The organism is Geothrix sp. 21YS21S-2 (assembly GCF_030846775.1).
Classification (GTDB): Bacteria; Acidobacteriota; Holophagae; order Holophagales; family Holophagaceae; genus Mesoterricola.
In genome coordinates this window covers 417,743-444,713 of record NZ_CP132910.1, presented here as the reverse complement: position 1 = coordinate 444,713, position 26,971 = coordinate 417,743, and the positions used below count along the sequence as shown (strand labels likewise).

Here is a 26,971-nt window from a genome sequence, read left to right as displayed (position 1 = left end):
GCTCCGCCTCGCCTGGCATGGCGCCCGGCAGCCTCTTCGAGGTTGGACCCGGCGGGGCGGAGCCGGCCGGGTTTCAGGACGGATTTCCATTTCTTGAAAATACGACTGATATGAACCACCCCTCAAATCCCGGGATGGGGATCCGTCACCGATCGGCCTGCTGGGCATCCAAGGGAGGTTCCAGGACGTACGGAGGTGAAGCGATGCTGAAGCTGACCGTGAACGGGAAGGCCCGGACCGTGGATGCCCGGCCGGACATGCCGCTGCTCTGGGTGCTCCGGGACAGGCTGGGGCTCACGGGCACCAAGCTGGGGTGCGGCATGGCCCAGTGCGGCGCCTGCACGGTGCACCTGGACGGGGAGGCCGTCCGCTCCTGCGTGACTCCGGTGTCCCGGGCGGTGGGCAAACAGGTGGTGACCATCGAGGGCCTTTCCCCGGACAACCGCCATCCCCTTCAGCTGGCCTGGCTCGAGGCGGACGTGCCCCAGTGCGGCTACTGCCAGTCCGGCCAGATCATGGCCGCCGCGGTGCTCCTGCGGGAAAAGGCCGACCCCACGGACGAGGACATCGATCGATGTTTGGCTGGCAACCTTTGCCGCTGTGGCACCTACCAGCGCATCCGCGCCGCCGTCCACCGGGCTGCCGAACTCGCCGCCAAGGGAGGTGGCCGATGACCGGGACCCTGACCCGCCGCGATTTCCTCAAGGCCGGTGGCGCCGCGGCAGGAGGACTGACGGTCGCCTTCCTGGTGCCGGCCGCCTCCCGGGCCGCCCAGGCCGTGGAGCCCGCCGCCCCCTTCGCCCCCAACGCCTTCCTGCGCATCGGCAGCGACGACCGCATCACGGTGCTCCTGTCCCATTCGGAAATGGGCCAGGGCATCTGGACCACCCTGCCCATGCTCATCGCCGAGGAGCTGGACGCGGACTGGTCCAGGGTGCGGGCCGAGCATGCCCCCGCCGCCCCGGCCTACGCCCACGCGGTCTTCGGCATGCAGATGACCGGAGGCTCCAGCAGCACCTGGTCCGAGTTCGACCGGTACCGCCAGGCCGGGGCCCTGGCCCGGGCCCTCCTGATCCAGGCCGCCGCCCAGCGTTTCGGGGTGGATCCCTCCCAGTGCCGCACGGACAACGGCGTGGTCCACGCGGGGGACCGCAAGGCCACCTATGGCGAGCTGGCGGTGGCGGCCTCCAGGCTGCCGGCCCCGGGCCCCATCCCCCTCAAGGATCCCCGGGACTGGAAGATCATCGGTCAGCCGCGGCGCCGGCTGGACGGGCCGGAAAAGGTGAACGGCCGGGCCATCTTCGGGATGGACGTGCAGTTCCCGGGCCTGCTCACGGCCCTGGTGGCCCGGCCTCCGGTGTTCGGGGCCAAGGTCCGGTCCTTCGATGCGGCCCGCGCGAAGGCCGTCCCGGGCGTGCGCGCGGTGCTCCAGGTGCCCAGCGGGGTGGCGGTGGTGGCCGAGGACTTCTGGGCGGCCGAGCGCGGGCGGGACGCCCTGGCGGTGGCCTGGGACCTGGGCCCCAACGCGGGGCTGGACACCGGATCCCTCTTCCAGGAGTTCCGGCGCCTGGCGGCCACCCCGGGAAAGGTGGCGGCCCAGGCCGGCGACGCCCCCTCCGTGCTGGCCAAGGCCTCCAAGGTCCTGGAGGCCGAGTACGCCGTGCCCTACCTCGCCCACGCCCCCATGGAACCGCTCAACTGCACCGTGAAGCTGGGCCCGGACAGCTGCGAGATCTGGAGCGGGACCCAGTTCCAGGGCCCCGATCACCAGGCCGCCGCCCGCATCACGGGCCTCAAGCCCAGCCAGATCACCCTCCACACCGTCTTCCTCGGGGGCGGGTTCGGACGCAGGGCGAACCCCACGTCCGATTTCGTCACCGAGGCCCTGCACGTGGCCAAGGCGGCGGGCAGGCCCGTCAAGGTGGTGTGGACCCGCGAGGACGACATCCGGGGCGGCTACTACCGCTCGGGCTTCCTGCACCGGGCCCGGGTGGCCCTGGGGGCCGACGGCCTGCCCGAAGCCTGGCAGCACACCCTGGTGGGGCAGTCCATCCTGGTGGGCACGCCCTTCGAAGCCATGATGATGAAGAACGGCATCGACCCCACCTCCACGGAGGGCGTGGCGGATTCCCCCTACCTCGCGGGCGTCCCCCACCACCACGTGAGCCTCCACAGCCCCAGCACCGGGGTGCCCGTGCTGTGGTGGCGCTCCGTGGGCCACAGCCACACGGCCTTCGTGATGGAGAGCCTCATCGACGAACTGGCCCATGCCGCGGGCGTGGACCCGCTGGCCTACCGCCGCCGCCTGCTCCAGGCCCACCCCCGCCACCTGGCGGTGCTGGAGCTGGCCGCGGAGAAGGCCGGCTGGGGCCGTCCCGTGGCCGCGGGCCATGCCCTGGGCCTGGCGGTCCACGAGTCCTTCGGCAGCTTCGTGGCGCAGGTGGCCGAGGTGTCCGTGGACCAGGGCCGGCCCCGGGTCCACCGGGTGGTCTGCGCCGTGGACTGCGGGCTGGCGGTGAACCCCGAAGGGGTGCGGGCCCAGATGGAAGGGGCGGTGGTCTTCGGGCTCACGGCGGCCCTGCACGGCGAGATCACCTTCGCCCAGGGCCGGGTCCGGCAGGGGAACTTCCACGACTATCCCCTGCTCCGGATCAACGAGATGCCCCGCGTGGAGGTCCACATCCTGCCCAGCACCGCGAAGATGGGCGGCATCGGCGAGCCCGGGGTGCCCCCGGTGGCGCCGGCGGTGGCCAATGCCCTCTTCCTCCTCACCGGCCAGCGGGTGAGGCACCTGCCCATCCGGCTCTAGGAGTCCGCAATGCCCCCCTCGATCCGGCATTTCCTCCTCGGCCTGGCCCTCGCGGCCGGCCCCCTCCACGCGGCCAAGCCCGCGCCCCCGCCGACCGCGGCGGAGGCCAAGGCCGCCTTCCTGGAGGCCTACAAGGTCTTCATGCACCCCCGGTGCATGAACTGCCACCCCGACGGCAACCGCCCCCTCCAGGGCGAGGACAGCCATCCCCACACCCAGAACGTCGTTCGAGGCCCTTCCGGCGAGGGGGTCTACGCCCTCAAATGCATGAACTGCCACCAGACGGCCAACGTGCCGGGCCCTGGCATGCCCCCCGGCAACCCCGCATGGCGCCTGCCTCCCCCCGAAATGCCGCTGGTCTTCCAGGGCCGCAGCCCCGCGGCCCTGGCCCGGCAGCTCAAGGACCCGGACCAGAACGGGGGCTTGACCCTCGCCCAGCTGCTTCGCCACGTGGCGGAGGATCCGCTGGTGAAGGCCGGCTGGAACCCGGGCGAAGGCAGGCCCCGGCCGCCCATCTCCCAGAAGGCCTTCGCGCGCCTCATGAAGCGCTGGATCGAGGGCGGGGCGCCCGCTCCCGAGTAGGGCGTCCTCCGGCCGGGACCCGGCCTTGCGCGACCGGAGATCCAGACTAAATTTGGCAGGGCCTCATCAGCGCACCTCTGGAAAGGAGGCGGGGCATGACCTACGTGATCACGGAACCCTGCATCGGAACGAAGGATACGGCTTGTGTCGAGGTCTGTCCGGTGGATTGCATCCATCCAGCCAAGGCCGAAGGGGACTTCGACAAGGTCGACCAGCTGTTCATCGACCCCGACACCTGCATCGACTGCGGCGCCTGTGTGAGCGAGTGCCCGGTGAACGCCATCTTCCCGAAGGATGAGGTGCCGGCCGGGTTCGAGTCCTACATCGAGAAGAACGCCGATTACTTCAAACACTAGGGCGCCCGGTTAACGATCGAGCCTGGTTCCGGCCCATCCCCTGGACCTGGAATCGCAGGGCGGGCCCGGTCAACGGGCTGCTTTTCGGAGGGTGTTCGGACCGCAGCCTGCGCGATGCCGGTCGTGAGCGTCCAGACGCAGGCATCCCCCATGGCGCGGCCCGGGGTGGTGCTCGTGATCCCCCAGACCCTACTTGAATTCCAGCTTGTAATAGATATCCACGCCGCTTTCGGTGCCGGTCTGGGCCTCCGCCTGCACGTGCTTCTGCAGATCGAACCGCAGCAGGAACAGGTTGCCGCCCGTGAAGAGGGACCGGCCGTAGCTTACGAACAGGCGCGGGGTCAGGTATTTGCCCAGGGTCATCATGGCCTGGGCCGCGGGCACCGCCTGGGCGTTGGCGGCCGCGGCGGACGTGGAGACCAGGGGCTTGTAGCCCATGAGCCGGGGATCGTCCCCTGGGGCCGTGCGGATATCCAGGGTGCTCAGGCCCAGGCGGGACTTGATGCGGTCCTGGAGGACGGCGGACTGGCCCTTGCTGATGAGGTAGGACGAGGCCCGGCCCATGAGGTCCACGCCGGCGCCGCCCGCGGCGCCGAGGGCATGGCCCATGACGATGTAGGACAGCTTGTCCTCGTCGGGCATGGCGGGGTCGGAGTACAGGGCGGTCACGGGGGCGGTCAGGGGCCCCGTCACGGTGACCCCGGCCTTCACCTCCCCCACCTGCCGCACGGCCAGGACATCCAGGGTGGGATCGGCCAGGGGGCCGCCTGCGTAGTAGAGGCGGCCGCGGGTGATGTCCAGGTCCACTCCGTAGGTGCGGAACCGGCCCTGCACGACCTGGATCTGCCCCTGGCTTTGCACCTGGTCCGGGTTGCTGAAGACCAGCATCAGCTCCCCCCCCAGCCGGGCGTCGATGGGGCCGGTGGACACCAGCACGTGGTCGCCGAAGCGCAGCTTGACGCGGGCGTCCAGGGCCAGGGGGAAGGCCCTGGCCGCGGCCGCCTCGCGGCCCAGGACCCGCACGTCGGCGCTGGGGGCCTGCAGGCCGTGGTCGGGTTCGCCGGTGATCTTCAGGGTCGGCAGAAGGACCTCCCCGCGCACCTGCAGGCGGCCGGGGCCGCCTTCGAAGGTGAGGGCGGGCGAGGCCAGGGCGTCCACCTCCGGGAAGGCCACCACCTGGAAGTCCTTGCCCTCCAGGGCCCCCTTCCAGGACACCAGGCTGGGGCCCGCCAGGTGGAAGTCCGCCGAGCCCTGCAGGGACCCGGGCCCCGACGCGGCATGGAAATCCTGGAGGCGGATCAGGTCCTTCTCCAGCAGGGCCGTGCAGCGGACGTCGCGCAGGGTGATGCCGGCGGCGGGCAGGTAGGCCCCGGCCCCGGACAGCACCACGCGCCCGGCGAGGGCGGGCGCCCGGGGGGAGCCCCGCAGGCGCAGGTCCAGCTCCAGCTCACCGCTCGTCTCCTGGGCAAGGGACGGCAGGTGGGCCCCGAGCAGGCCCTTCTCCTGGATCCGCCCGGCCAGGGACGCCTCCAGGGCGGCGTCGCGGTCCAGGACCAGGGGCCAGCGGGCCGCCAGCGGGAGGCGGAAGCCGCCCTTCACGCCGCCGTGCCCGGCCAGCGCCAGGTCCAGGTCGCCCTTCAGGGCCTCGCCGCTCCAGGTCCAGGCGAGCGTGGTGCTGCCCAGCACCGCTTCCACTTCGCCGCCGGAGGTCCGGCCGTGGACCCGGCCCTGGGTGAGATCAGCCCGGCCGGTCACCATGAAGCTGCGGTCGGCCTGGACCCTGGCCTGGACCTTGCCGGCGAGACGGCCCTCCACGGCGATCCCGGACGGAAGCCAGGGCCGCGCCCAGGCGGGATCCAGGTCGTTCCAGGCGAGGTCCAGGCTGCCCCCGGGAGGCAGGGCCAGCCGCGCCGGGCCGGGGGCCGAAAACCGCGCGTCCAGGCCGCCGCCCCCGGCCAGGCGGAGGCCCAGGGCGCCCTGGAGGCCGCGTTCGTCCCCGGCCGCCTCCAGGCGGGCCCCTTCCAGGACCCAGGTCCGTCCGCCGGAGGCGAGGCTGCCCCGGACCTGGACCTGGCTGGACAGGGTCAGGCGGCCGTCGTCCCGGAGCTCGCCGGAGGCCCTCCCCGTGGTGGCCCCCTGCACCTCCAGGCCGGCGATCCAGGAGCGCAGGCGGCCCAGGTCCAGGCTGTCCCAGGCCGCGGAGGCGCTGCCTCGGACGGGGTTCAGGAGGATCCGGGCGGAAGCGTCCAGCCGTTCCGGGCCGCGGCCCTGGAGGCGGAAGGCGGCGATCCGGACGTGGCCGGGGCCGAACTCCAGCGCCGCCGGAGCCTGGAGAGTCCAGGGGCCGGAGCGGTCCCGGCCGGCCAGGGACAGCAGGGTGCCGGTCCAGGCCCCCTGGGCGTAGCCCCCGGACAAGGCGAGACCCACCTGGGCCTCCCGGCTCCGGAGGGTGGCCTGGAGTTCGTGGCGGGCCACCGTGCCCTGGGCCTTCAGGCCCAGGCTGCCGGCCTGGAAGCGGCCCAGGGCCAGGCCCTCCAGGGCGAGATCCAGGGCCAGGCGGTCCTGAAGCAGCCCCTTGAAGGTCACGCGGTCGAGCTTGCCGCCGAAGCCGGCCAGACCCCTTCCCTGCCCAGCCAGCTCGCCGGTGGACGCGCCCTGGGCGCGCCGGCCCCACCCCTTGGCCTGGAGGCTGCCGCGGGTTCCGGGCAGAAGCAGGGCGAATTCCTGGACCCGCGCTTCCAGCTGGATGCGCTGGCTCAGCCGGCCCGAGGCGGTCACCTCGAAGCCCCGGCCCCGCAGGAACAGGCTCGAAAGGGTCACCTCCCCGCCCTCGCGCAGGAGGCTCAGCCGGCCATCCAGGGCCTGGCCATGCAGGCGGCTCCTCAGGAGGACGGCTTGCACCTCGGTGCGCTCAGCCTGCCCGGCGCCCTTCAGATCGAAGTTCAGGAGCCCCTTCCAGGCGGGGTCCAGCCCCGCGGGATCCAGGCCCCGGCCGGCCAGATCCCCCTGCCATCCGGCCCGCAGGTCCAGTCCCAGGCTGCCGGTGAGGGACCCGTTCAACCAGCGCCCCTGCACGATCTGGAAGGCCAGGCGGGTGGGGGCGAGGCGGAGGGTCCCGTCCACGGCGGCCAGGCACCGCCCCCTGCCCTCCAGGACGCCCTGGACCGGGCCGGCCAGCAGCTCGGATGCGGCGCCCGCTCCCAGCCGCACCCTCAGGGTCGCCTTGTCCACGCCCCCCAGCGGCGCCCCGGGGACCAGGGCCAGATCGGCCTGGAAGGCCGGCTCCCGGAAGGCCACGGCCAGGGTGCCGCCGAGGCGCCCCTGGGGCGTTTCCAGCTCCAGGGCCGGCAGGCTGAGCCGGGAGGCCTCCCAGCGGGCTGAGGTCCGCAGCCGGGTCACCTTCACGGCGGGATCGTCCAGGCGCCGGTACGTCAGATCCGCCACCTCCGCCCGCGCCACCTCGACGCGCAGCCGGGCCACCACATCCGGCACGGCCGGCCAGAGGAAGGGCTTCGGTTCCGGTTCCCGGGGGGCGTGGTCCCGGACCCGGACCCCCTGGAGGACCAGCGCCTGGACGGGGATGCGGCGGAACGGCAGCGCCCCGGGGTTCCAGTCCAGGTCGGCCCGGTCGATCTCCACGTCCAGCGTGCCCATCGCCAGCCGGACCCCTTCCAGGTGCAGGCGGCCCAGGCGGCCCTCCACCTTCCGGGCCGAATAGACGGCCCCGGAACGCCGGGCCAGGGTCGCCAGGAGCCAGCGGACCCCGCTCCCGGTCCCGCCCAGCCAGCCGGCGACGCCGGCGCAGAGGAGCAGCAGCGCCAGGGCGCCCGCGGCCAGCCCGCGCAGGACCCTGCCCCGGCGGCTCACAGGAAGGCCCCCACGCTGAAGTGGATCCGCCAGCCGGGCGCTTCGTCCCGGATCCGCCGGGCCAGGGACAGGTTGAGGCTGCCCACCGGCGAGCGGTAGTGGAGCCCCACCCCGGCCCCCTGGTGCAGGCGCACTCCCTTGAAGGACTCGAAGGCGTTGCCGGCGTCGTGGAAGATCGAGACGCCCCAGTTGCGGGGCAGCGCCCGTTCCAGCTCCAGGCTGGTGGCCAGGAGCTGTTTGCCGCCCACCACCTTTCCGGCCGCGTTCCGCAGGCCCAGGCTTTGATAGGCGTAGCCGCGAACGCTCTGGTCCCCTCCGGCGAAAAAGCGCAGGGTCGGAGGCAGGGCGTCCACCGGCTCGGCGGAGAAGGTGGCGCCCACCCGCAGGCGGCTCTGGACGGACAACCGGGCCGGCAGGGGCTGGAGGTGGCTCACCGCGCCCAGGAGCTGGACCATGCGGGTGTCGGACCCCAGGGCCCGGTCCGTGCCCCGGGCCTCCAGGGCGACGCGCAGGCCCCGGGTGGGGAGCCTGGGGTCGTCGAGCCGGTCCCGGGTGAAACGCACGCCGGGAAGCACCAGCCGGGTGCGGTGGTAGAGCCCCACGGAGGTGTAGGCCTCCTGGAGGAACCGCACGTAGGCCGTGCCCAGGGTGCCGGGCCCCAGCGAACGGTTCCGGGCCACCTCCACCGACGCCAGCCGGGTCACCAAATCCGCCAGTTCCTCCTTCTGCAGGATCACCTGCAGGGTGGCGGTGTCCTGCAATCCGGAGCCCATGGGCAGCGTGTAGGTGGAGGAGAGGCCCTGCAGGCGCTGGGAGGCGTAGAGGCTGGTGGTCAGCTCATGGCCCCGGTTCAGCATGTCCAGGTCCCGGTAGCGCACCGAGAAGCGGGGCCCGGTGTCGGTGCCGTAGCCCACCCCGGTGCGCAGGGACCGGCGGGGGCCCTGCTTGAGGTCGATGCGGAGGGTGACGTCGCGGTCTGCCGGTTCCGAGGTGAGGATCACCTCCTTGAAGCGCTCCGAACCGGCCAGCTGCACCTGGGTCAGGCCGAGCCGGGCGCGGGTGAAGGGGTCGCCCGGCTGGAAGGCCACGTACCGCCGGAGAAACGGGGCCGGGTAGTCGGGGGCGCCCAGGAAGCGGGCGTCCTTGAAGCGGTACAGCTCCCCGGTGGCCAGGACCAGGTCCAGCGTGGCGGTCTGGGTGGCGGGGTCCACGACGATCTCGTGGCGGGTGAAGTCGGCGTCCAGGTAGCCCAGCCCTTCGGCGCGGCTCTTGAGGCCCGAGCGCGCCGCCTCGTACTCAGGGTGGATCAGCGGGTCGCCGGGCTTGAGGGGAAAGGCGGCCACCAGGGCCGCGAGGGTCGGATCGGAGGCGCCGGCGCCGGTGACCTCCACCCGGCGGTGACCGATGCGCACCGGCTCCCCCGCCGCCACCTGGATCTGGAGGTGGCCGCCCGCGGGCCCGGAGCGGGTCACCTGGATCACCGGCCGGTAGTAGCCGAAGGGTTCGAGGGCCAGTTTGACCTTGGCCTCCACCTGGCCGGCGAAGCGGTCCACCCAGCCCCGGTCCACCGCTCCCGGTCCGTCCATGCCCCGGGGGAGGGCCAGGGCCTTGCGCACCTGGTCCCGCAGCGGACCCTCCAGGCCGGTGACGGTCACCTGCACGGCCCCCCCCGGCGGGGCCGGAAGCAGGGGCCCGGACAGGAGCCCGGCGAGGATGGCCACCCGGGCCCGACCCGCCGGATTCATGGAAATCCGCCGGTCCGGACCTGGAGGCCGAGGGGCTTTCCCGCCCCGGGTCCGGCATCAATCCGAGCGGCCAACCCCATCCTTACGCCCCTTTTCAAGTGTGTCCGATCCAGCGTGAAACCCCACGAAGGATGGCATCTCCCGCCCGGCCCTGGAAGCGGGGAAACCAGTCGCGCTCATCCGGCGGATCCCTGGTGGGCCTGGCGGCCGAACCACGAACGCGTGGCCTTCCAGGCGGTCCAGGCTGCCCGGAACCGCGTCCGGTCCGCCTTCCCCTGGGCACGGGCCGCCCGGCGGAGGTCGCCGGCGGTGCGGCCAAGGAGGGTCCTTTGGCGGTTCAGCAGGTCGAAGGTTTCCCGGTGCGCCTGGAAGGCGGCCAGCGCCTCGTCCACCCGGGCCTTGGCAGCCATCAACCGCTCAAGCAGTCCATCGCAGGTGACCGGCCCGGCCGGGGCGAGCAGCGACGTCAGCCGCCGCGCCTCCATGGCGACCCTGGCGCGGCGGATCTCCGTGGCCGGAATCCGCCTCAGCCCCCGGGCGAGCCCCACCCAGGCGAAGGCGGAAATGAGCCATTTCCCGGGGTCCCACTGGTACCATCGCGGCGCGTTCCGGTAGTCCCACGGCCAATGATGGTGGAAATTGTGATAGCCCTCCCCGAAGGTGAAGGGCGCCAGGAACCCGTTGTCCCGGGCGCTGGTGGCGTCCGAAAAGGGCTGGGACCCGAACCTGTGGGCGGCGGAATTGATGAGGAAGGTGCTGTGGTGGGTCAGCACGATGCGCAAAAGCACGCCCATCACCGCCTGCCCCCACACGTCGCCGGTGGCCAGGCCGACGTAGACCGGCGCCAGGGCGACGGCCGCGCCGATCCAGAAGTGGTGCCGGTGCTGCCAGCGCACGAGGGGATCGGCCTGCAGGTCCGCCACCTGCGCCAGGGGCCGGACCTCCCCCTCCATCACCCACAGCCAGTGGGCGTGCCAGAACCCCCTGGAGATCGCATAGGGATCCTCCGCCGGGTCGTCCACGAAGCGGTGATGCCGGCGGTGGTCGCTGCACCACCAAAGCGCGGAGTTCTCGAAGGCCGCGGCGCCCAGCAGCAGAACCGCCAGGCGCAGGGGCCAGGCCGCCTGGAAGGCCCGGTGGCTGAAGAGCCGGTGGTAGCCGACCGTGATGGCCAGCCCGATCAGGACGAACATCAGGACCAGCATCCCGGCCTCGCTCCACCGGAGCCCCTGCAGGACCAGTTTCAGCGGGACCAGGACCACGGCGAGGACCAGCGTCCCCGCGAGGAAGAGGGTGTTGAGGAGGGAACGGCGAGCTCGGGTGGCCATGGGGCACCTCCCAGGGAAGGTCGGCAGCAACTTCCAGGCCACCCGCGCAGGTCCTTGAGATCCCGCGGTGGCGGGGCGGCAGGCGAGGGCCACGCGATCAGAATGATGGCCCCTTGCATCAATCTGGCCTACGGGGGGCGCCGCCGGACCGGGGGTCCGAATCCTGTGCCATCCTGGACGTGGAGTCTTCCCATGCCCATCTTCCATCCCCAGCCGCCGCAGATCCCGGCCCACTTGCATGGCAAGCGGAAGGTCCTGGAAGCCTTCCGCACCCTACCCGCGGAGACCCGGGTCTTCGTGGGGGTCAACCTGCCCGATCCGGAGACGCCCCACGGGCAGTACCTGGCTTTCCTCGTGGCGGATGCCGAACTGGGGTTGGTGATCGTGAACGTTCCGGCCGAGGGCGTGGAACCCCGCAAGGGCCACTGGGTCCGCCGGAACGCGGACGGGACGTACGACCCCCTGGAGAAGAGCCCTGCCGACGTCCTCCAGGCCCAGCAGAACGCGCTCTTCAAATTCCTGAAGGGCCTGGGCCTCGCCTTCATCCCGCGCATGACCCAGGTGCTGGCCCTGCCCTCGCTCCAGCTGGAACCCGGGCGGGCCCTGGGCCCGAACCTGCCCGCGTGCCGGCTCCTCACGGAGGAGAAGCTGAGGAATCCCTACATCTCCCTGCGGATGGCCGTGACGGGGGGGAAGACCTGGACCGAGTGGTGCACGACGCCGCTGGCGGGCCAGTTCGCGATCGGGAGGGAGACCATGGAACGCCTTGCCGGGGCGCTGGGCAAGCCCTGACGCGGACCCGCCGGCCGGGTCGGGTATCCTGGGGGGGCCATCGAAAGGAACCCATTGGCGAAGACGAGGGGCCAGGCCGAGAAGAAAAAGCGGGCGACCGAGAAGCGCAAGCAGATCGAGAAGGCCGTGCTGAGGATCGCGGCCGCCATGCCCGATGACGTCCCGGCCGCAAAGCCGGCCGCGGCGGCAGGCAAGGCCACGGGGATCCCGGGCAAGCCCTGACGCCGGACACGGTCATCACCCTGCCGGATGTGGTCAGCCTGCAGGCGCCCGCAGGATCGGTTTCGCTTCGGGAGGGGGATCCAGGTCCAGGCGGTCCCGGAGCCGTTCCAGGGCCAGGAGGCCGTCCGTGATGGTGATGAAGTGGTGCCCCTTCACCGCCATCGCGATGATCTCCGCGATCATCCGGGGGCGGATGGCCAGGGCCCTCGCCAGGAAGGACACGTAGGCCAGCCCGTAGTGGCTGAAGGTCTGGCGCACAAGGGAATGGATCAGGGCGCGCACTTCCATCCCGCCCACCCTGCGGCAGAGGACCTTCGCCGGCCGCATCCGCCGCAGGAGCTCGAGGCACCTGGCGAAATAGTGGCTGGGCGTGTAGAGGTCGCGGAGGATCCGCTTGTAGCCTTCCCGCAGCCGGGCGGCATCCATGCGGGGCACGAAGTTGAGGTCCAGGTCGTGGGTGTTGTTCCCGCCGCTGGAAGCCCCCAGGAGCCGGCCTTCGGCGGCGAGGCGCGCATGGAGGCGGGTCTTGGGCAGGGCGGTGAGGAGGCCGACCATGGCGGTGGGGATGCCGGCTTCCTGGATGAAGGCCGTCTGCCGGTCGAAGATGTCCTCGCGGTCCTCGTCGAAGCCGACGATGAAACCGCCCGCCACTTCGAGGCCCTTCCCCTGGATGGTCCGCACGCTCTCCAGCAGGTCGGCCCGGACGTTCTGGTGCTTGTGGACGGCCTTCAGTGTGGCCGCATCGGGCGTTTCGATGCCCACGAAGACCATGTTGAAGCCCGCTTCCGCCATGCCCTCCAGGAGGGGCTCGTCGGCCGCCAAATCCAGGCTCGCTTCCGTGAAGAACTCGAAGGGGCGCCCCCGCTTCTCCTGCCAGTCCGACAGGGCCGGCAGCAGGCGCCGGACCTCCGCCCGGTTCCCGATGAAATTGTCATCCACGATGAACAGGGAGCCGCTCCAGCCGTTCTCCACGAGCACGTCGAGTTCCCGGAGGAACTGGGCCGGCGTCTTGGTCCGGGGCCGGTGGCCGAACAGGGAGACGATGTCGCAGAATTCGCAGTCGTGCGGACAGCCCCGGGAATATTGCAGGGCCGCTCCGGCATACCGCCTGCTGTCCACCAGGTCGTAGCGGGGCGCGGGCGTGGCCGCCAGGTCCGGGTGGCCGGAATCGTCGTAGCGGTGCCTCGCCACGCCCTTCCCGAAGTCGGCGAGGAAGGGCGGGAGGTTGACCTCCGCCTCCCCCAGGACGAAGGTGGTGACCCCTTCGATCTGCTCCCAGCAGCTGGTCGGATAGGGACCCCCCGCCACGACGGGGGTCCCGGCCTCCCGGCAGAGGGCGATGAGCCGCTCGAAGGAGGCCTTCTGCACCAGCATGGCGGAGGCGAGGACCAGGTCCGCCCTGGCCAGCGCTCCGGGGGCCAGGGGCTCCACGTTCAGGTCCAGCACCGTGAGCACCCAGTCCCGGGGCAACAGGGCGGCCACCGTCAGCAGCCCGAGGGGCGGCAAGGTCGCCTTCCTGCCGAGGAAGGGCAGCGCGTAGCACATGCTCCAGTAGGTCGGGGGCATTTCCGGGTACACCAACAGAGCCTTGATGCTCAAGGCTGCCCCCCTTCAGGGATGATCGACCTCAAGGTAGGACCGGCCTCCCGGCATCGCCATACTGGATTCATTGAAACGAGGCTTATTCTCCCCATTCTCCGCGAATTCCCCCCATCGCCGCGGGGCGGTGAAAAAAGGGCCCCCATTCCCTTCAAGGGAATGAATATTTGGGGTGCATCGAGGAGCTCGAGCATGGTCCGTCCATCCGCCAGCAAACCGCCTCCCCCAGGCGCAGTGCCCGCCTCCCTCCGCTTCCACTGCTCCGGGGAGCTGAACCGCAGGACCTGTGCCGCCCTCGACCGGATCGAGCGGTCCACGGATCCCGTCCAGCATCGTGAAGCCCTCGCCGAGGTGGTCGTCGCCTTGACCGCATGTGGCCTTGACGCCTATTTCATGGAACCCCTCAAGAAGGCGAAGGCGGGATTCGTCACCCAGCAGTCGGCGTCCCTGGGCATGGCCGGGGCGCGAAAGCTCATGGGGTCCGTCATCCGCAGCATCATCGTCCGCATGGACGGGCCCCAGCTGGTCTCCGTCTGCGGTTCCATCCGGGAGTTCATGCGCTGAGGCGGCGCTTCACGAAATCCCGAAGTATGTTGTAAGATACATCGGCAACCGCCGCAGGAGACCCGATGAAACGCCGCGCCCTTCTCGCCCTCGCCCTCGGCTTGTGCCTCGCCCTGGGCGCCCAGCCCCGGCCCACGGTCATGGTCATCGCCGCGGCCGGGGATCTCCGCGGGGCCCTGGAAGAGGTTCAGGCGGCCTTCGAGGCCAGGCACCCGGAAGCCGGCCTCCAGCTTTCCTTCGGGGCCTCGGGGAACCTCACGGCCCAGATCCGGCAGGGCGCCCCCTTCGATATCTTCCTGGCGGCCGACACGGGGTTTCCGGAGGCCGTTCAGCAGGCCGGGCTCGCCACCGCGGACGGCCTCTTCCCCTATGCCAAGGGCAGCCTCACCCTCTGGGTCCGCAAGGACCTGAACCTCGATCCGGCCCGGGACGGCCTCAAGGTGCTCCTCCAGCCGGGCGTCAAGAAGGTGGCCACCGCCAACGCCCAGATGGCGCCCTACGGGCGGGCCGGCGAAGCCGCCCTGCGGCACGCGGGGCTCTACGATGCCGTGAAACCCAGGCTGGTCTTCGCGGACAACATCGCCCAGGCCGCCCAGTTCCTCCAGGCCGGCGCCGCCGAGGCCGGGCTCATCTCCTATTCCCAGGCCCGCAACCCGGCCCTGCAGCAGACGGGGGTGGCGTGGAAGGTGCCCGACGGGACGTACCCGCCCCTGATCCAGGCCGGGGTCATCCTGAAACGCACCGCCAGCCCGGAGCCGGCCCGGGCCTTCATGGCGTTCCTGGTGGGCCCCGAGGGCCAGGCGATCCTCGCCAGGCACGGCTTCGGCAGGCCTTGAAATCGGCGGCCTCCCGGGCCAGGATGGGTGTTCCGTGCCGACCGTCCCCGAACCTTCCATGATCCTGAAAATCCGGATCCTCCACGAGGACCTCTTCGCCTTCGGCCCCGGCAAGGCCGCCCTCCTGGACGCCATAGCCCGGCACGAATCCATCTCCGGCGCCGGCCGGGAATTGGGGCTCAGCTACAGCAAGACGCGCCGGCTCGTCGACGAGATGAACCTGTCCTTCCGGTCCCCCCTGGTCGAGACGTCGAGGGGCGGAAGCGAACGGGGAGGAGCGGTGGTGACCGAGATCGGCCGGCGGGTTCTCGGCGTGTTCCGGAGCATGGAGGAGAAGGCCCGGGAGGCTGTCCAGGACGGGTTCCGGGACCTGGCGGCGGAGCTGAAGGGCAAGGCCCCCGGGGGGTGACGCGGACTACCGCCCGAGGCTCCCGGCCGCCGCGTCCACGTCCACCCGCGCGAACTGCCTCGCGAGATGCGGCAGAAGCTGCTTCTTGCGGCTCACCACGGAGTCCAGCTGGAACAGGTTGCTTTCGAGGCGGGGGTAGTCGATGGCGTCGATGAGGTGCTCGCGGCCGGCCACCAGGAGGAGGCTGTTGTTCAGGGAGATGTCGGTGACCAGGAGGCAGGCGAAGGCCAGGCGCTTCTCCTGGACCAGGACCTCCAGCTCCTCGGCGAGCACCGGCTTGAGGCGCTCGAAGTGCTGGAAGCCCACTTCCTCGATCTGGGCCACGGCGAGGTTCCAGGGGCCCTCGGTGTACTCCTTGCAGTCCATGCGCAGGGCCGCCCGGGGGGTGGAGAGCTGCAGGGCCGAACCCATGGCGAAGAAGGCCTCGGCGAAGGCCTGCACGTCGAAGCCCCCCGCCTCGCCCAGCCAGGCCAGCATGTCCCGGTCCACGGGGGTGGTGGTGGGGGAGCTGAGGTTGAGGGTGTCGGAGATGATGCCGGCGGCCATGCACTGGGCGATGCCCTTGGGGGGCATCAGGGCCTCCCGGCGGAAGCAGCGCGCCACCATGGTGCAGGTGGAGCCCACGGTGTCGTTCTGGAAGCGGATGGGGACCCGGGAGATGAGCCCGCCGCCCACGCGGTGGTGGTCCAGCACCTCCAGGATCTCCGCGTCCTCGGCGCCGCTGACGGCCTGGGCCAGCTCGTTGTGGTCCACGAGCACCAGGCGCACCGGCTCGGGGCTGGCCAGGTCCTCCTTGGTGAAGACGCCGAGCAGTTCGCCGGCCTCGCCCACCACGGGGAAGAGTTCCTGCTGCAGGGAGTGCACCTCCTTGCGGACGCTGCGGGCCAGCTGCTTCTCCTTGAACTTCCGGAAGGTGCGGTCCACGGCGGAATCGATGACCTTGGCGCCGCGGATCATCATGGCGGTGCTGGCGGTGTCCAGGGGGCTGCCGATGACCGTGACCCCCTGGGCCCGGGCCTCTTCCAGGAGGTCCTGGGCCAGGCCGTGGCTGCCGGTCACTACCAGGCAGCGCGCGCCGAACTGGATGGTGGGGCGCTGGATGGTGGGGCGGTCCCCCACGACGATGAGGGTGTTCTCCGGCTTGCGCTCCCGCAGGCGCGGCATGAAGTTCTCGTAGCTCATGGCGCCCACGCTGAGGAGGAGGGCGTCGGCGCGGTCCGGGTCCACCACGTTCAGGAAGGTGCCCGAGAAGGCCCGGCGGATGTTCTCGACCGTGGAGCGCACCACCCGCGGGCTGTCGCTGTTGGCGGCGTCGGGCATGAGGAGTTCCAGGAGGCGGGAGAGGGTCAGCATGCCCGTGAGCTGGCCGGCCGCGTCCACCACGGGCATGGCGTGCAGCCGGTGGGCCTGCATGCGCCGGTACACCTCGAAGAAGGGCTCGCCCTCCCGGGCCGTCACCACCTCCCGGCTGCACAGCTGCCCCACGGTGGGATGCACGTCCATGAGCAGCTTGGGCTGCTCCAGCCCCGCCTCCTTCAGCACGAAGAGCGTCCTCGGGTTGACCTCCCCGCAGCAGGCGGCCACCGCCTCCGGGATGTGGGTCTGGCGGAGGAAGTGGGCGTAGGAGATGGCCGAGCAGATGGAGTCGGTGTCCGGGTTCTTGTGGCCAATGACGTAGACGGGCATTGCGGCTCCCTGATTCGGCTTTAGAGGTTCATCAAGTGTAGCCAATGAACCTGTTCTCATCATGATTCCATGGGCCCGGGAGTCAGTGGGCCCTGAGGAACTCCGCGAGGCGCAGGTCCTCCCCCAGGATGTGCTCGACCAGCCAGCCCTCCAGGAACCCCATGACATCCGGGTTGAGGGTGGCCGAACCCTGCGTATAGGAGGTCAGGAGCGCGGAGAGCTTCACGACCAGGTCGTGGTGGAACCTCTTGTGGCGGGCGGTGTCGGGGAACCCGGCGTCGTCCATGAGTTTCTCTTCCATCTGGAAATGCTCGGTGGCGTACCCCACCAGGAACAGGAGGGTCCGGCTCGCCGCTTCCCGGCCGCGCCTGCGCGCCAGGGCGTCCTCCAGATCGTTGAAGGCCTGCACGAGGGTCCGGTGCTGCTCGTCGATCCTGGCGTCCCCGGTCTCCAGGGCCGAGCTCCATTCAATCAAACCCATGCCTGTCCTTCGCGAAGTGTCCCGCGTCCAGTATCCCCCAAACCGCGCCGCCCGCCTACCTTCCGGCGTCGCAGGCCTCCGCGACGAGGCCGCGGAGCCAGCGGTGGGCCGGATCGGCGTGCATCCTCGGATGCCAGAGGAGCGACACGGTCAGGTCCGGAGTGGGGAACGGGAGAGCGAACGTGCGCATCCCCGCGCGCAGGTCCCCGGTGTGCCGCTCGGGGACGGTGGCCACCAGGTCCGAGGCCCGGGCCAGGGCCAGGGCGGCCGAGAAGCCGCCGACGATCGTGAAGATCTCCCGCTCCAGCCCGAGCACGGCCAGGGCCTCGTCCATCACGCCCGTTTCCCGGCCCCGTCGCGACACGTAGATATGCCGGCCGGCCGCATACCGGGCGGCGGTGAGCTCGCCCTCGCACAGCGGGTGGCCCGCCCGCACCACGCCCACGAAGCGGTCCCGGAACAGGGTCTGGACCCGCACTTCCGGCCCCACCGCGTTCCCCACGACGCCCGTCTCCAGATCGACCGTCCCGTCCCGGAGCAGGGTGCTGTCGCGGTTGTCCAGCTTCTGCACGAAGCGCAGCCGCACCCCGGGAGCGGCCGCGCCCACCCGGGCGAGGAGGCCGGGGCCGAAGTTCTCCACGAAGCCGTCGCTGGTCCGCAGGGTGAACGTCCGGACGAGGTGCTTGAGGTCGGGCGTCTCCGCGGGACGGAGGACCGCTTCGGTGTCCTGCACCAGCCGGCTGACCTGCTCCCGGAGTTCCAGGGCCCTGGGCGTCGGGACGAGGCCCCGCCCTGCCCGGACCAGCAGCGGGTCGCCCGTCGTCTCGCGCAGCCGCGCCAGCGCCCGGCTCATGGCCGAGGGGCTGAGGTGCAGGCGCTGGGCCGCGCGGGCGACGTTGCCTTCCGCGAGCAGCACATCCAGGGTGACGAGCAGGTTGAGGTCGGGCATGGCCATCCCCCAGGCTAGCATGGCCTGTTTTTACCATGGCGTTAAACACACTAATAAAATGCAAATGGTGCGTCTTCCGCCACATCTGGCCGGGACCGATCCTGAGGTCCAGTTCCCACCGGCGGAGGCGCCCAGGCAGCCCCGCCCTGCCCGCGGCCTGCCTTGGAAAGGATCCCCGATGAAACCGTCCCGCCCCCCCCTCCCACCCGCCGTCCGCTGGGCGCTGGCCACCCTGTCCCTCTCCATGCTGATGCCTTCGCTGGACACCAGCATCGCCAACGCCGGCCTGCCCACCCTGGCCCTGGCGTTCCACGGCTCCTTCCAGGCCGTCCAGTGGATCGTCCTGGCCTACCTCCTGGCCATCACCTCCCTGATCGTCAGCGCCGGCCGGCTCGGGGACCTCTTCGGCCGCCGGCGCCTGCTGCAGGCCGGGATCGCCGTATTCACGGCGGCCTCCCTCCTGTGCGGCCTGGCGCCCACGCTCGGGCTGCTGATCGCGGCCCGGGCGGCGCAGGGCCTGGGCGCGGCCCTCATGATGGCCCTCACCGTCGCCCTGGCGGGCGAGGCCGTCCCGAAGACCCGGGCCGGCAGCGCCATGGGTCTCCTGGGAACCATGTCCGCCATCGGGACCACCCTCGGCCCGTCGCTGGGAGGGCTCCTGATCGCCGGCTTCGGCTGGCGGACCCTCTTCCTCGTCAACGTGCCGCTGGGCATCCTGAACATCCTGCTGGTGGACCGCCACCTGGCCCCCGACGCCCCGGGGCGGCAGGCCGGCGCGGTCCGGTTCGACGGCGCGGGCACCGGGCTGCTCACCCTGGCGCTGGGGGCCTATGCCCTGGCCATGACCCTGGGCCGGGGCCGCCCGGGTTCGCTCAACCTGGCCCTGCTGGCCGCCGCCGTCCTGGGCGCGGGCCTCTTCGCCGTGGCGGAGCGGCGTGCCGCGTCGCCCCTCATCCGCCTGGCCATGTTCCGGGACCCGGCCCTGAGCGGAAGCCTCGCCATGAGCACGCTCGTCTCCACGGTGATGATGGCCACCCTGGTGGTCGGGCCGTTCTACCTCTCCCGGGCGCTGGGGCTTCCCGCGACGCTCACCGGGGCCGCCCTGTCGGTGGGCCCGCTGGTGGCCGCCCTGGCGGGCGTGCCTGCCGGCCGCCTTGTGGACCGCTTTGGCCCCCACCGCATGACCCTCGCCGGGCTCGCCGGCATGGCGGCCGGCGCCGTCCTCCTCTCGCTGCTTCCGGCAACCTGCGGCCTCGCGGGCTACCTGGGCCCCATCGCCGTCATCACCTCCCACTACGCCCTGTTCCAGACGGCCAACAACACCGCCGTCATGACCGGCGCCGGCCCGGGGCAGCGGGGCGTCATCTCCGGCATGCTCAGCCTTTCGCGCAACCTGGGACTCATCACGGGCGCCTCCGTCATGGGCGCCGTCTTCGCCCTCGCCTCCGCGGCAACGGACGTCACCACCGCGGGTCCCGGGGCCCTGGCCGCGGGCATGCGCATCACCTTCGCGGTCGCCGCGGTCCTCATCGCCGGGGCGCTGGCCATCGCCTCCGGCAGCCAGGCACTCGCCCGGCGCTCCACCCCCTCCCTTGGGAGCCAGGAGGAAGCCCATGTCCTGGACTAAGACATCCCCCGGCAGAGCCGGGGGGTTTAAAACGTGAGCCGCTCAAAGCGGCTGGTCGGGGTCGCTAACGCGGCCCCGAATCATAGGATGGGCACCTTGGAGGTGCCTGGTCAGCGAAACAGGGACAGTTGCTCAAATCGCTCGTCCTCCTTTTCCTGTTTTCGGATGTATTCGCGCACGACCGTCTCATCTCGGCCCACTGTCGATACGAAGTAGCCGCGCGCCCAGAAGTTCTGGCCTACAAAGTTGCGCTTCCTCTCCCCATACACGCGGGCGAGGTGAATCGCGCTCTTACCCTTGATGAACCCGATCACCTGCGCCACGGCATACTTTGGCGGAATCTAAATCAGAATATGGACGTGATCGGCCATGAGGTGCCCCTCCTCGATCCGGCATTCCTTCTGCGCGGCCAGTTGCCGGAACACCTCACCCAGATGTGGTCGTAACTTCTCGTAGAGCGTCTTTCTTCGACATTTTGGGATAAACACCACGTGGTACTTACACTCCCACCGGGAGTGGCTTAGACTTTCCGACGAGTCCATCTTGGACCTCCTTTCGTGTGCTTGGCGGCTCACAATCGGAGATTCCAGGATGGACTCCCTGAAATGTCAAACTTCTACTGCCACCCCGGCAGAGCCGGGGGGTCTCCTGGTTTTGCTAGGGCCTGCGCACTCGCCGTGACGGCCGCCGGCGTTCTGAAAGGCGAAGCGGCCCTGACCTTGAGCGCCGAGGCCCGGATGCGCGCGGACGCCTATGCCAACGCCCGGCTGGTGGCCGGCGACGACTACCGGCAGGGCCTGTTCCGCGGGACCGTGGGCGCGGACCTGCGGCTGGACCGCCATGTCCGCATCCATGGGGAGGCCGGCACGGGCCAGGTGCATGACCGCCGTGGAGCCGCCGGGGCGAACTTCCAGAACGAGGCCTCCCTGCAGCAGGTGTTCGTGGAGGTCGGCGGGCAGGCCGGAGGAACGCTCGTGGGCGCCATGGCCGGCCGCCAGGAGTTCGCCGACGGCCCCCGCCAGCTGATCAGCGTCGGCGACGGTCCCAACGTCCACCGCACCTGGAACGGCCTGCGCCTCCAGGCCCAAGGCCGGAGGCTCCGGGCGGGCGCCTTCGACCTGCGTGCCACGCGCCTGGCCCGCGGGGCCTTCGACGAGACGATCGACCACGGCGAACGGCTCCAGGGGGTCAACGCCAGCCTGGCGCTCCCATCGGAAGGGGGGACGGACGCCTACCTGGAACCCTTCTGGTTCCACACCGAGAAGCCGGGTTTCCGCGCGGGCGGCCAGGTCGGCCTCGATGACCGCGACACCTTCGGCCTGCGCTTCCGGGGACGGCGCGGCGGGCTGGCCTACGACTGGACCCTGGCGCACCAGAGCGGCCGGTACCTGAAGCGCGGAATCGACGCCTGGGGCCTGTTCGCCGTCCAGAGCCTGGCCCTTGCCGGCGGGGGGTGGAAACCCGCCCTCACGGCCCATCTGGACCTCGCCACGGGCGGCGCCTACGGCGGCGGCACCCTCAAGGCGTTCAATCCGCTCTATGCGAGTTCCGGCTACCTGGGTGAAGGGCAGTTCCTCGGCCTTTGCAACCTGGTGATGATCGCTCCGGGCCTTGCCGTGACGCCCTCGCCCCGGACGGCCCTCTCCGCTGAGTACGGTTTCGCTCGGCGGTTCGATGCCCGGGACGCGGCCTATGCCGGGGGCCAGCGCGCCTACGCGGGAACCCAGAAGGTTCCGGGCCGCGACCTCGGCGGCCTGCTGCGGGTCATGGGCAGCTGGTCGGCCAGCGCCAGCCTGACCCTGTTCTTCAACTACGAGCACTTCGCCGCCGGCGGCGTGCTCACCCGCGCCCGGCTTCGTTCCGGGAGCTACGCCTACGCCGGGGCGACCTTCCGGTACTGAACCCCTCCCCACCCGCAAAGGAGCCAACCATGGAACCCCGTCTCAACTTCCACCGATCCGGCCCGGATGCCATGAAGGCCATGTCCGCCCTCGAGCAGCAAATCGCCCGCTCGGGCCTGGAACCCGCCCTGGTGGAACTCGTCCGCCTGCGCGCCTCGCAGATCAACGGCTGCGCATTCTGCATCGATGTCCACGCCGCCGACGCGCGGAAGGCGGGCGAGAGCGAGCGCCGCCTGGCGACGCTGGGCGTCTGGCACGAGACCCCGTTCTTCAGCGCCCGCGAGCGCGCCGCCCTGGAATGGACCGAGGCCGTCACCCGGGTGGCCGAGACGCGCGTGCCGGACGAGGTCTGGGAGCGGGTGCATCCGCACTTCACGCCCGCGGAGCTCGTGGACCTGACGCTGCTGGTGGCCACGATCAACGCCTGGAACCGCTTCGCCATCGCGTTCCGGAAACGGCCGGCCTGAGGCCCGGGCCCGGCGGACCGCCCTCAATCGCCAAGCGCGCCCTGCCCCGCCAGCTCCTCCAGCCTGGCCTGCAGCTCCTCGAGGCTGAACGGCTTCGCCAGCAGCGAAAGCCGCGGGTCCGCGTCCACCAGGGCCAGCACCGACTGATCGACGCGGCCGGTCGCCAGGATGATCGGCACGTCCGGGCGCAGGGCGCGGAGGTGCGGCAGGGTGGCCGCCCCGTCCAGGCCGGGCATGTTCATGTCCAGGATGACGAGGCCCGGATCCAGGCCGGCCTCCAGGGCCGCCAGGGCCTGCTCGCCCCCGGAGGCGACGGCGACGGTGCAGCCCAGGGCCTTCAGCAGCGCCCGGACGGCCTCCTGGATGAGCTCGTCGTCGTCGATCAGGAGCACCTCCAGGCGCCTCGCCAGGGGCGGGGCCTGGCGGCCGCCGTCCGCCCCGGGGCCCGGGGCGGGTTCGGCGCAGGCGGGGAAGGCCAGCAGGATGCGCGTGCCCTGGCCCACCCGGCTCTGGATCTCCAGTTCGCCCCGGTGGGCGGTCACGGTGCTGTAGGCCATGGACAGCCCCAGGCCGGTGCCCTTGCCCTGGGGCTTGGTGCTGAAGAAGGGATCCAGGGCCTTGCGCAGGACCTCCTCGGGCATGCCGCTGCCGGTGTCGGCCACCTCGAGGCGGGCCTTGCCGGCCTCCCGCCAGGTGCGCAGGGCCAGGGTGCCGCCGCCGGGCATGGCGTCCACGGCGTTCACGCAGAGATTCATGAGGGCGTGGTTGAGGGCCGCGGGGTCCCCCAGGATGCGGGGGAGGTCCGGGGCCAGGTCCACCGCCAGGTCCACCTTCTGCAACGTGGTGCGCTCCAGGAGCGCGACCTGCTCCCGGACGACGGCGTTCAGGTCCACTTCCCGCTTCTCGGCCAGGTCCTGGCGGGCGAAGCCCAGGAGGCCCTTCACCAGCGTGCCGCCCCGCTGGCAGGCCTTGACGATGGTCTCCATGTGGGCCTGGAGCGGGGAGCCGTCCTCCGCCTGCAGATGGTGGACGCTCGCCAGGGCCAGGATGGCCCCCAGCACGTTGTTCATGTCATGGGCGACGCCCCCGGCCAGGCTGCCCAGGCTTTGCATCTTCTGGGCCAGGCGCAGGGCCTCCTGGGTGCGCAGCTGGTCCGTGAGGTCCCGGACCACGGAGAGGCTCCCCGTGAAGGTCCCCGCGGAGTCGAAGCGGGGCGTGACGGTGTTGTGGAGGGTCCGGACCTGCCCGTCCGGGCGCCGGATCCGGACTTCGTAGGAACCGGTGGCGCCCTTCCGGCGCAGCCGGGTCTGGTCCAGCACCCAGGCAAGGTCCGGTTCGTCCAGGAATTCGCGCAGGTTTCTGCCGACCAGCCCGCCGGGTCCGACCCCGAAGATCCGGTCCATTTCCCGGTTCGCCATGACGAAGATCTCGCCGGGGTCCACGATCGAGATGCCTTCCCCGAGCATTTCGAGGAGCTCCCGGTGGTGGGCCTCGCTCTCCCGGAGCGCGGCCTCGGCCCGGACCCGGTCCGTGAGGTCCCGGATGAACCCGATGATGAGATCCTGGTTGGGCACGTAGGTGACCGACACCTCCACGGGGAAGGTGGTGCCGTCCTTGCGCCGGTGGCGGGACAGGAAGCGGTCCGAGCCGTGCGTCTTCAGGTTCTCCGTGCGCCGCAGGTACGCGGCGTGGGACTCCAGGGCCTCCAGGCTGAGGACGTCCCGCGTGCGCAGCTCATCCACGGAGTAGCCCGTCATGTGCGCATAGGCTTCGTTGGCGTCCAGGATGGCGCCTTGGGGCCCCACGACCACGAAGCCGTCCAGGTTCGTGCGGAGCAGGGCCTGGTAGTTCTCGGCCTGGGTCAGGACCATCATTTCCTGGGATTCGAAATGGAGGGTGTTGCGCAGGATGAGGGCGAACACCGGAGAGAGGGCGTCCAGCAGGCGGGACAGTTCGTCCGGACGCTGGATGTCCAGGTGGCCCAGGCCGAACAGGGTCCCCACCCGGAGGTCGCCGACCCGCAGGGGGGTCATGCTCAGGGAGTCCACCTTCAGCGCGGCCAGGGCGGCCCGGAGCTCGGGTGCCGCGGTTTCCGTGGACGTCAGGGCGGACCCGGCCGCCCCGGGCATGAGCGCCAGGACCTGCTCCAGGCGCGGAACCATGGCCTCGGTGCTGGCGGACCCGGGTTCGATGGCCACGATGCGCGCCCCGCCTTCCTGCTGCAGCATCACGACGGTGCGGACCCCCATGAACTCGCGGAGCTGCCGGGCGAGGTACTGGCCCATCTCCCCGGGGCTGGCCGAGTACTTCAGGATCTCGGCGAGGAAATCCGTGATCATGAACTGGATGACGGCCTCGTCCCGGGCCCGGCCGGATTCAGTCATGGCGCGTCCTGCCTGCGGCCAGCTCCAGGCTGGCCCGGAGGGGTTCCAGGGACACGGGCAGGATCTCCACCGGCAGGCCCATGTAGGCGCCGGCCTCCTCCAGCTCCCGGTGGGGGACCGGCAGGACGCCCGTATCCAGGTAGATCAGGCGCGTGTGCATCTCCTGCATGAAGGCCTTGGCGCAGGGTCCCAGCAGTCCCAGCTGGCCCTCGAAGACCCGCTTCCAGGCGAGGGTCCATTCGGGCATGAGGAAGAAGGCGCCCTCCCTGCGGAGCTTCCGGTAGGTTTCGCGGCCCAGGACGATCTCGCAGCAGTTGAGGCCCTCGGTCCGGGCCGTGCCCGGACCGGCCGCGAAGGCTTCCATGTGGCCGCAGCAGTCCCCGTACACCAGGACCACGTCCCGGTCCCCGCCCTGGACGGCCTCGAGGGCGATCCGCAGCCGGGCCTCCAGCAGGCCGGGATTCATGTGCAGCATCGAACTCAGGTAGTCCACGGGTAGGGAGAAGCGGCCGGCGGCCTGGAGCGCCTGGATCTCCCGCCTGAAGATCGAACAGGAGAGGCAGACCCGGCCGGGGCTCACGCGTCCACCGCGGCTTGGCGGAGGGCCTCGGCGACGGCGGCGATCCCCTCGGGCGGCGTATCCAGCTGGATATCGGCGCCGCAGGTGGAAAGAATGAATTGCCTATCCCCGCCCCGCTGGTCCAGGACCCGGCGGCACCGCTCCCGCACCTCCGCGGGGGCCAGGTGGAGGAGACCGGGGCCGTCCAGGTTGCCCATGACGATGGGCCCGGGGCCCAGCGCCCGTCGGGCGGCGCCGGGGTCCTCCCCGGCGTCGATGAAATAGGCCACCACGTTCGGCAGGTCCTTGAAGCGGGCCAGCTGGTCAACGAGTGGGCATCCGCCGTGGTGGAAGATGAGGGGCGCCTTCAGTTCCGCCAAGGCCGTCCGGAGGGCGGGCAGCGTGAGGGTCTCGGCCACCGCGTCGGTGACGATGAAGCGGTTGGCGAGGTTCCCGGTGAGGACCAGGCCGGTGGCTCCGTCGTCGACCATGGCCCGGCCCAGGTCCAGGAAGAAGGGCGTCAGGCGGTCCAGGAGGGCCCGGGCCACGTCCGGCTGGAACAGCAGGGCGTCCAGCCAGGCTTCCAGGCCGATGACCAGGGGCGGGATGTCCATGGGGGCCACCAGCACGCCGATGACCGGGACCTCCCCCGCGTAGCGGCGGGCGAGGATCCGGATGGTCTCCCGCACGTACTGCAGCCGGGGATGGCCGTGCACGTCGGGCAGGGGGAGCCTGAGCACCTCCTCGGCGCTGCGGGCCGCGAAGCCCGAGAGGTTGGGGGCCTGCCGGGAGCGCACGCGCCAGGAGGACCCGAAGGCTTCCCCGATGGCGGACACGAAGAAGGGGCTGGTCAGCAGATCGGGGGCGAACTGCTCCCGCACGGCCATCTGGCCCTCGGCGTAGGTTTCGGGCCGGGTGTAGTGCTCGTCCAGGGTGGCCCCGGTGAGGCGGGCCCCGTAGAGGCTCGAATTGAGGAAGAGCGCCGGCCGGTCGGATGGCTGGTCCTGGAGGGCAGCGAGCAGGCGTTCGAGGCTGTTCACGGCGCCGCCTCCAGGGACCGCGCCCAGAGGTCCTGGAACAGGGCCGAGGCCTCCACGGCGCTGGCGGCGGTGCCGTCCCCGCCGAACTCGGCCACCAGGCCGGGCCTCAGCTTGAAGACCGCGCCGCCCACGGCGAGCTGCACCTTCCCGGTCAGCCCCCGGCGGCCGATCTCCTCCCGGATGCCGGCCACGTTCCGGGCCGTGGTGTACATCATCGCCGAGGCCCCGATGACCCGGGCCCCCGTCTCCTCGGCCACGTCCAGGAACTGCCCTGGCGGCACATCCACCCCCAGGTCCAGGACCTCCCAGCCATCGGTGCGCAGGAAGGCCGCCACCATCTTGCGGCCCAGGGGATGGAAGTCGTCCTCGACGTTGCCCAGGAGCACCTTGCCCCGGCTGCGCGCGTCCCCCGGGCGGGTCTCCACCAGCAGCCGGGAAAGGACGTCCTCCGCGACCTTGGAGGCCATGTAGCCCGTCGCCAGGGACACCCCGCCCTGCCCCAGGGACCAGATGACCCCGAAGCGCTCCAGGGTCGGGGCCAGCAGCTCCGGCACGACCTGGTGGAAGGGCCTGCCCACCGCCCAGGCGTCGATGACCGCCTTGGCGCCCTCGCGGTCGGCGCGTTCGATGGCGGCGAGGAGTTCGTCTGAGAAATCGCGGTCCATGTCACCTCGTTCGGGAGCCGTTTGGATGGGGATGCCCTTCCATCGGCAGATTCCCTGAAGACCTGTAGAATCAGTGTTATATAATTCTTTCAAGGAGACGGCC

General features: G+C 71.2%; 23 protein-coding genes and 1 pseudogene. 12 read left to right on the top strand and 12 right to left on the bottom strand.

Annotated features, from left to right (window positions below):
* Positions 1–203 precede the first annotated feature (203 nt).
* The 4 genes from RAH40_RS02020 to RAH40_RS02005 all read left to right on the top strand — a co-directional run bounded on the left by RAH40_RS02020 (position 204) and on the right by RAH40_RS02005 (position 3,747).
* Positions 204–674, top strand: coding sequence for a (2Fe-2S)-binding protein (locus RAH40_RS02020; protein WP_306600392.1), 471 nt, complete (start codon positions 204–206; stop codon positions 672–674).
* Complete coding sequence (locus RAH40_RS02015; RefSeq protein ID WP_306600390.1) at positions 671–2,809, top strand: xanthine dehydrogenase family protein molybdopterin-binding subunit; 2,139 nt, start codon at positions 671–673, stop codon at positions 2,807–2,809. The genes RAH40_RS02020 and RAH40_RS02015 overlap by 4 nt, the downstream gene beginning before the upstream one ends.
* A 9-nt stretch (positions 2,810–2,818) precedes the next feature.
* Positions 2,819–3,391: a hypothetical protein gene (locus RAH40_RS02010; protein WP_306600388.1), complete on the top strand. Its 573-nt coding sequence runs from the start codon at positions 2,819–2,821 to the stop codon at positions 3,389–3,391.
* A 95-nt stretch (positions 3,392–3,486) separates the two neighbouring features.
* The gene (locus RAH40_RS02005; RefSeq protein WP_306600387.1) at positions 3,487–3,747 is read left to right on the top strand and encodes a ferredoxin family protein; all 261 of its coding nucleotides are present in this window, start codon (positions 3,487–3,489) and stop codon (positions 3,745–3,747) included.
* Between the two features lie 189 nt (positions 3,748–3,936).
* Here RAH40_RS02005 and RAH40_RS02000 read toward each other — a convergent pair whose 3' ends face one another.
* The 3 genes from RAH40_RS02000 to RAH40_RS01990 all read right to left on the bottom strand — a co-directional run bounded on the left by RAH40_RS02000 (position 3,937) and on the right by RAH40_RS01990 (position 10,687).
* On the bottom strand, positions 3,937–7,614 hold the full coding sequence (locus RAH40_RS02000; protein WP_306600385.1) for a translocation/assembly module TamB domain-containing protein: 3,678 nt from the start codon (positions 7,612–7,614) through the stop codon (positions 3,937–3,939).
* Positions 7,611–9,359, bottom strand: a complete 1,749-nt coding sequence (locus RAH40_RS01995; protein ID WP_306600384.1) for an autotransporter assembly complex family protein — start codon at positions 9,357–9,359, stop codon at positions 7,611–7,613. The genes RAH40_RS02000 and RAH40_RS01995 overlap by 4 nt, the downstream gene beginning before the upstream one ends.
* Before the next feature lie 176 nt (positions 9,360–9,535).
* The gene (locus tag RAH40_RS01990; protein ID WP_306600383.1) at positions 9,536–10,687 is read right to left on the bottom strand and encodes an acyl-CoA desaturase; all 1,152 of its coding nucleotides are present in this window, start codon (positions 10,685–10,687) and stop codon (positions 9,536–9,538) included.
* 192 nt (positions 10,688–10,879) lie between these two features.
* On the opposite strand from RAH40_RS01990, the gene RAH40_RS01985 reads away from it, so the two are divergent.
* Together RAH40_RS01985 and RAH40_RS01980 are read left to right on the top strand one after the other, a co-directional pair.
* Positions 10,880–11,479, top strand: a complete 600-nt coding sequence (locus RAH40_RS01985) for a hypothetical protein (protein ID WP_306600381.1) — start codon at positions 10,880–10,882, stop codon at positions 11,477–11,479.
* Between the two features lie 54 nt (positions 11,480–11,533).
* The gene (locus RAH40_RS01980) at positions 11,534–11,701 is read left to right on the top strand and encodes a hypothetical protein (protein WP_306600380.1); all 168 of its coding nucleotides are present in this window, start codon (positions 11,534–11,536) and stop codon (positions 11,699–11,701) included.
* Positions 11,702–11,734: 33 nt separating this feature from the next.
* Here RAH40_RS01980 and RAH40_RS01975 read toward each other — a convergent pair whose 3' ends face one another.
* Positions 11,735–13,300: a B12-binding domain-containing radical SAM protein gene (locus tag RAH40_RS01975; RefSeq protein WP_306600379.1), complete on the bottom strand. Its 1,566-nt coding sequence runs from the start codon at positions 13,298–13,300 to the stop codon at positions 11,735–11,737.
* A 192-nt stretch (positions 13,301–13,492) separates the two neighbouring features.
* Here RAH40_RS01975 and RAH40_RS01970 point away from each other — a divergent pair, with 192 nt between their 5' ends.
* The 3 genes from RAH40_RS01970 to RAH40_RS01960 all read left to right on the top strand — a co-directional run bounded on the left by RAH40_RS01970 (position 13,493) and on the right by RAH40_RS01960 (position 15,109).
* Positions 13,493–13,864, top strand: a complete 372-nt coding sequence (locus RAH40_RS01970) for a hypothetical protein (protein WP_306600378.1) — start codon at positions 13,493–13,495, stop codon at positions 13,862–13,864.
* A 65-nt stretch (positions 13,865–13,929) separates the two neighbouring features.
* The gene (modA, locus tag RAH40_RS01965; RefSeq protein WP_306600377.1) at positions 13,930–14,700 is read left to right on the top strand and encodes a molybdate ABC transporter substrate-binding protein; all 771 of its coding nucleotides are present in this window, start codon (positions 13,930–13,932) and stop codon (positions 14,698–14,700) included.
* Between the two features lie 58 nt (positions 14,701–14,758).
* Positions 14,759–15,109 carry a winged helix-turn-helix domain-containing protein gene (locus RAH40_RS01960; RefSeq protein WP_306600375.1) on the top strand — a complete coding sequence of 117 codons (351 nt, stop codon included), beginning with the start codon at positions 14,759–14,761 and terminating at the stop codon, positions 15,107–15,109.
* Between the two features lie 6 nt (positions 15,110–15,115).
* Here the strand turns inward: RAH40_RS01960 and RAH40_RS01955 are convergent, their stop codons facing one another.
* Genes RAH40_RS01955 through RAH40_RS01945 form a run of 3 tightly spaced genes read right to left on the bottom strand, consistent with a single transcriptional unit; the run spans position 15,116 to position 18,231 of the window.
* Entirely contained in the window at positions 15,116–16,855 is a 1,740-nt protein-coding gene (locus tag RAH40_RS01955) for a putative manganese-dependent inorganic diphosphatase (protein WP_306600374.1), read from the bottom strand.
* Between the two features lie 22 nt (positions 16,856–16,877).
* Positions 16,878–17,276 (bottom strand): bacteriohemerythrin, encoded by a 399-nt coding sequence (locus tag RAH40_RS01950; RefSeq protein WP_306600372.1) that lies wholly within the window; start codon positions 17,274–17,276, stop codon positions 16,878–16,880.
* 55 nt (positions 17,277–17,331) lie between these two features.
* Positions 17,332–18,231: a LysR family transcriptional regulator gene (locus RAH40_RS01945; protein WP_373432541.1), complete on the bottom strand. Its 900-nt coding sequence runs from the start codon at positions 18,229–18,231 to the stop codon at positions 17,332–17,334.
* A gap of 172 nt (positions 18,232–18,403) precedes the next feature.
* Between RAH40_RS01945 and RAH40_RS01940 the strand changes: the two genes are divergently transcribed.
* Positions 18,404–19,852: an MFS transporter gene (locus RAH40_RS01940; RefSeq protein WP_306600368.1), complete on the top strand. Its 1,449-nt coding sequence runs from the start codon at positions 18,404–18,406 to the stop codon at positions 19,850–19,852.
* A gap of 110 nt (positions 19,853–19,962) precedes the next feature.
* On the opposite strand, the pseudogene tnpA reads toward RAH40_RS01940, so the two are convergent.
* Positions 19,963–20,394, bottom strand: a pseudogene (gene tnpA / locus RAH40_RS01935) (IS200/IS605 family transposase).
* Between the two features lie 63 nt (positions 20,395–20,457).
* Between tnpA and RAH40_RS01930 the strand changes: the two are divergent.
* Both RAH40_RS01930 and RAH40_RS01925 read left to right on the top strand, forming a co-directional pair.
* Positions 20,458–21,753 (top strand): alginate export family protein, encoded by a 1,296-nt coding sequence (locus tag RAH40_RS01930; protein WP_306600367.1) that lies wholly within the window; start codon positions 20,458–20,460, stop codon positions 21,751–21,753.
* Between the two features lie 29 nt (positions 21,754–21,782).
* Positions 21,783–22,220 (top strand): carboxymuconolactone decarboxylase family protein, encoded by a 438-nt coding sequence (locus tag RAH40_RS01925; RefSeq protein WP_306600366.1) that lies wholly within the window; start codon positions 21,783–21,785, stop codon positions 22,218–22,220.
* 23 nt (positions 22,221–22,243) lie between these two features.
* Here the strand turns inward: RAH40_RS01925 and RAH40_RS01920 are convergent, their stop codons facing one another.
* From RAH40_RS01920 to RAH40_RS01905, 4 genes are read right to left on the bottom strand one after another with little or no spacing between them, the layout of a single operon-like run.
* Entirely contained in the window at positions 22,244–24,604 is a 2,361-nt protein-coding gene (locus RAH40_RS01920) for a PAS domain-containing sensor histidine kinase (protein ID WP_306600364.1), read from the bottom strand.
* On the bottom strand, positions 24,597–25,184 hold the full coding sequence (locus RAH40_RS01915; RefSeq protein ID WP_306600363.1) for a DUF1638 domain-containing protein: 588 nt from the start codon (positions 25,182–25,184) through the stop codon (positions 24,597–24,599). The genes RAH40_RS01920 and RAH40_RS01915 overlap by 8 nt, the downstream gene beginning before the upstream one ends.
* Entirely contained in the window at positions 25,181–26,203 is a 1,023-nt protein-coding gene (locus RAH40_RS01910; RefSeq protein WP_306600362.1) for a uroporphyrinogen decarboxylase family protein, read from the bottom strand. Before RAH40_RS01910 ends, RAH40_RS01915 begins: the two co-directional genes overlap by 4 nt.
* Positions 26,200–26,868: a B12-binding domain-containing protein gene (locus RAH40_RS01905; RefSeq protein ID WP_306600361.1), complete on the bottom strand. Its 669-nt coding sequence runs from the start codon at positions 26,866–26,868 to the stop codon at positions 26,200–26,202. Before RAH40_RS01905 ends, RAH40_RS01910 begins: the two co-directional genes overlap by 4 nt.
* Between the last annotated feature and the right edge of the window lie 103 nt (positions 26,869–26,971).

Bases quoted from the DNA above. Each gene is read 5' to 3' on its own strand.
- RAH40_RS01950 (WP_306600372.1), bottom strand. From the start codon at position 17,276: ATGGGTTTGATTGAATGGAGCTCGGCCCTGGAGACCGGGGACGCCAGG.
- RAH40_RS02020 (WP_306600392.1), top strand. From the start codon at position 204: ATGCTGAAGCTGACCGTGAACGGGAAGGCCCGGACCGTGGATGCCCGG.
- RAH40_RS01970 (WP_306600378.1), top strand. From the start codon at position 13,493: ATGGTCCGTCCATCCGCCAGCAAACCGCCTCCCCCAGGCGCAGTGCCC.
- RAH40_RS01920 (WP_306600364.1), bottom strand. From the start codon at position 24,604: ATGACTGAATCCGGCCGGGCCCGGGACGAGGCCGTCATCCAGTTCATG.
- RAH40_RS01995 (WP_306600384.1), bottom strand. From the start codon at position 9,359: ATGAATCCGGCGGGTCGGGCCCGGGTGGCCATCCTCGCCGGGCTCCTG.
- RAH40_RS02015 (WP_306600390.1), top strand. From the start codon at position 671: ATGACCGGGACCCTGACCCGCCGCGATTTCCTCAAGGCCGGTGGCGCC.
- RAH40_RS01985 (WP_306600381.1), top strand. From the start codon at position 10,880: ATGCCCATCTTCCATCCCCAGCCGCCGCAGATCCCGGCCCACTTGCAT.
- RAH40_RS01925 (WP_306600366.1), top strand. From the start codon at position 21,783: ATGGAACCCCGTCTCAACTTCCACCGATCCGGCCCGGATGCCATGAAG.
- RAH40_RS01940 (WP_306600368.1), top strand. From the start codon at position 18,404: ATGAAACCGTCCCGCCCCCCCCTCCCACCCGCCGTCCGCTGGGCGCTG.
- RAH40_RS01945 (WP_373432541.1), bottom strand. From the start codon at position 18,231: ATGGCCATGCCCGACCTCAACCTGCTCGTCACCCTGGATGTGCTGCTC.
- RAH40_RS01990 (WP_306600383.1), bottom strand. From the start codon at position 10,687: ATGGCCACCCGAGCTCGCCGTTCCCTCCTCAACACCCTCTTCCTCGCG.
- RAH40_RS01955 (WP_306600374.1), bottom strand. From the start codon at position 16,855: ATGAGAACAGGTTCATTGGCTACACTTGATGAACCTCTAAAGCCGAAT.
- RAH40_RS01930 (WP_306600367.1), top strand. From the start codon at position 20,458: ATGTCAAACTTCTACTGCCACCCCGGCAGAGCCGGGGGGTCTCCTGGT.
- RAH40_RS02005 (WP_306600387.1), top strand. From the start codon at position 3,487: ATGACCTACGTGATCACGGAACCCTGCATCGGAACGAAGGATACGGCT.
- RAH40_RS01905 (WP_306600361.1), bottom strand. From the start codon at position 26,868: ATGGACCGCGATTTCTCAGACGAACTCCTCGCCGCCATCGAACGCGCC.
- RAH40_RS01960 (WP_306600375.1), top strand. From the start codon at position 14,759: ATGATCCTGAAAATCCGGATCCTCCACGAGGACCTCTTCGCCTTCGGC.
- RAH40_RS02010 (WP_306600388.1), top strand. From the start codon at position 2,819: ATGCCCCCCTCGATCCGGCATTTCCTCCTCGGCCTGGCCCTCGCGGCC.
- modA (WP_306600377.1), top strand. From the start codon at position 13,930: ATGAAACGCCGCGCCCTTCTCGCCCTCGCCCTCGGCTTGTGCCTCGCC.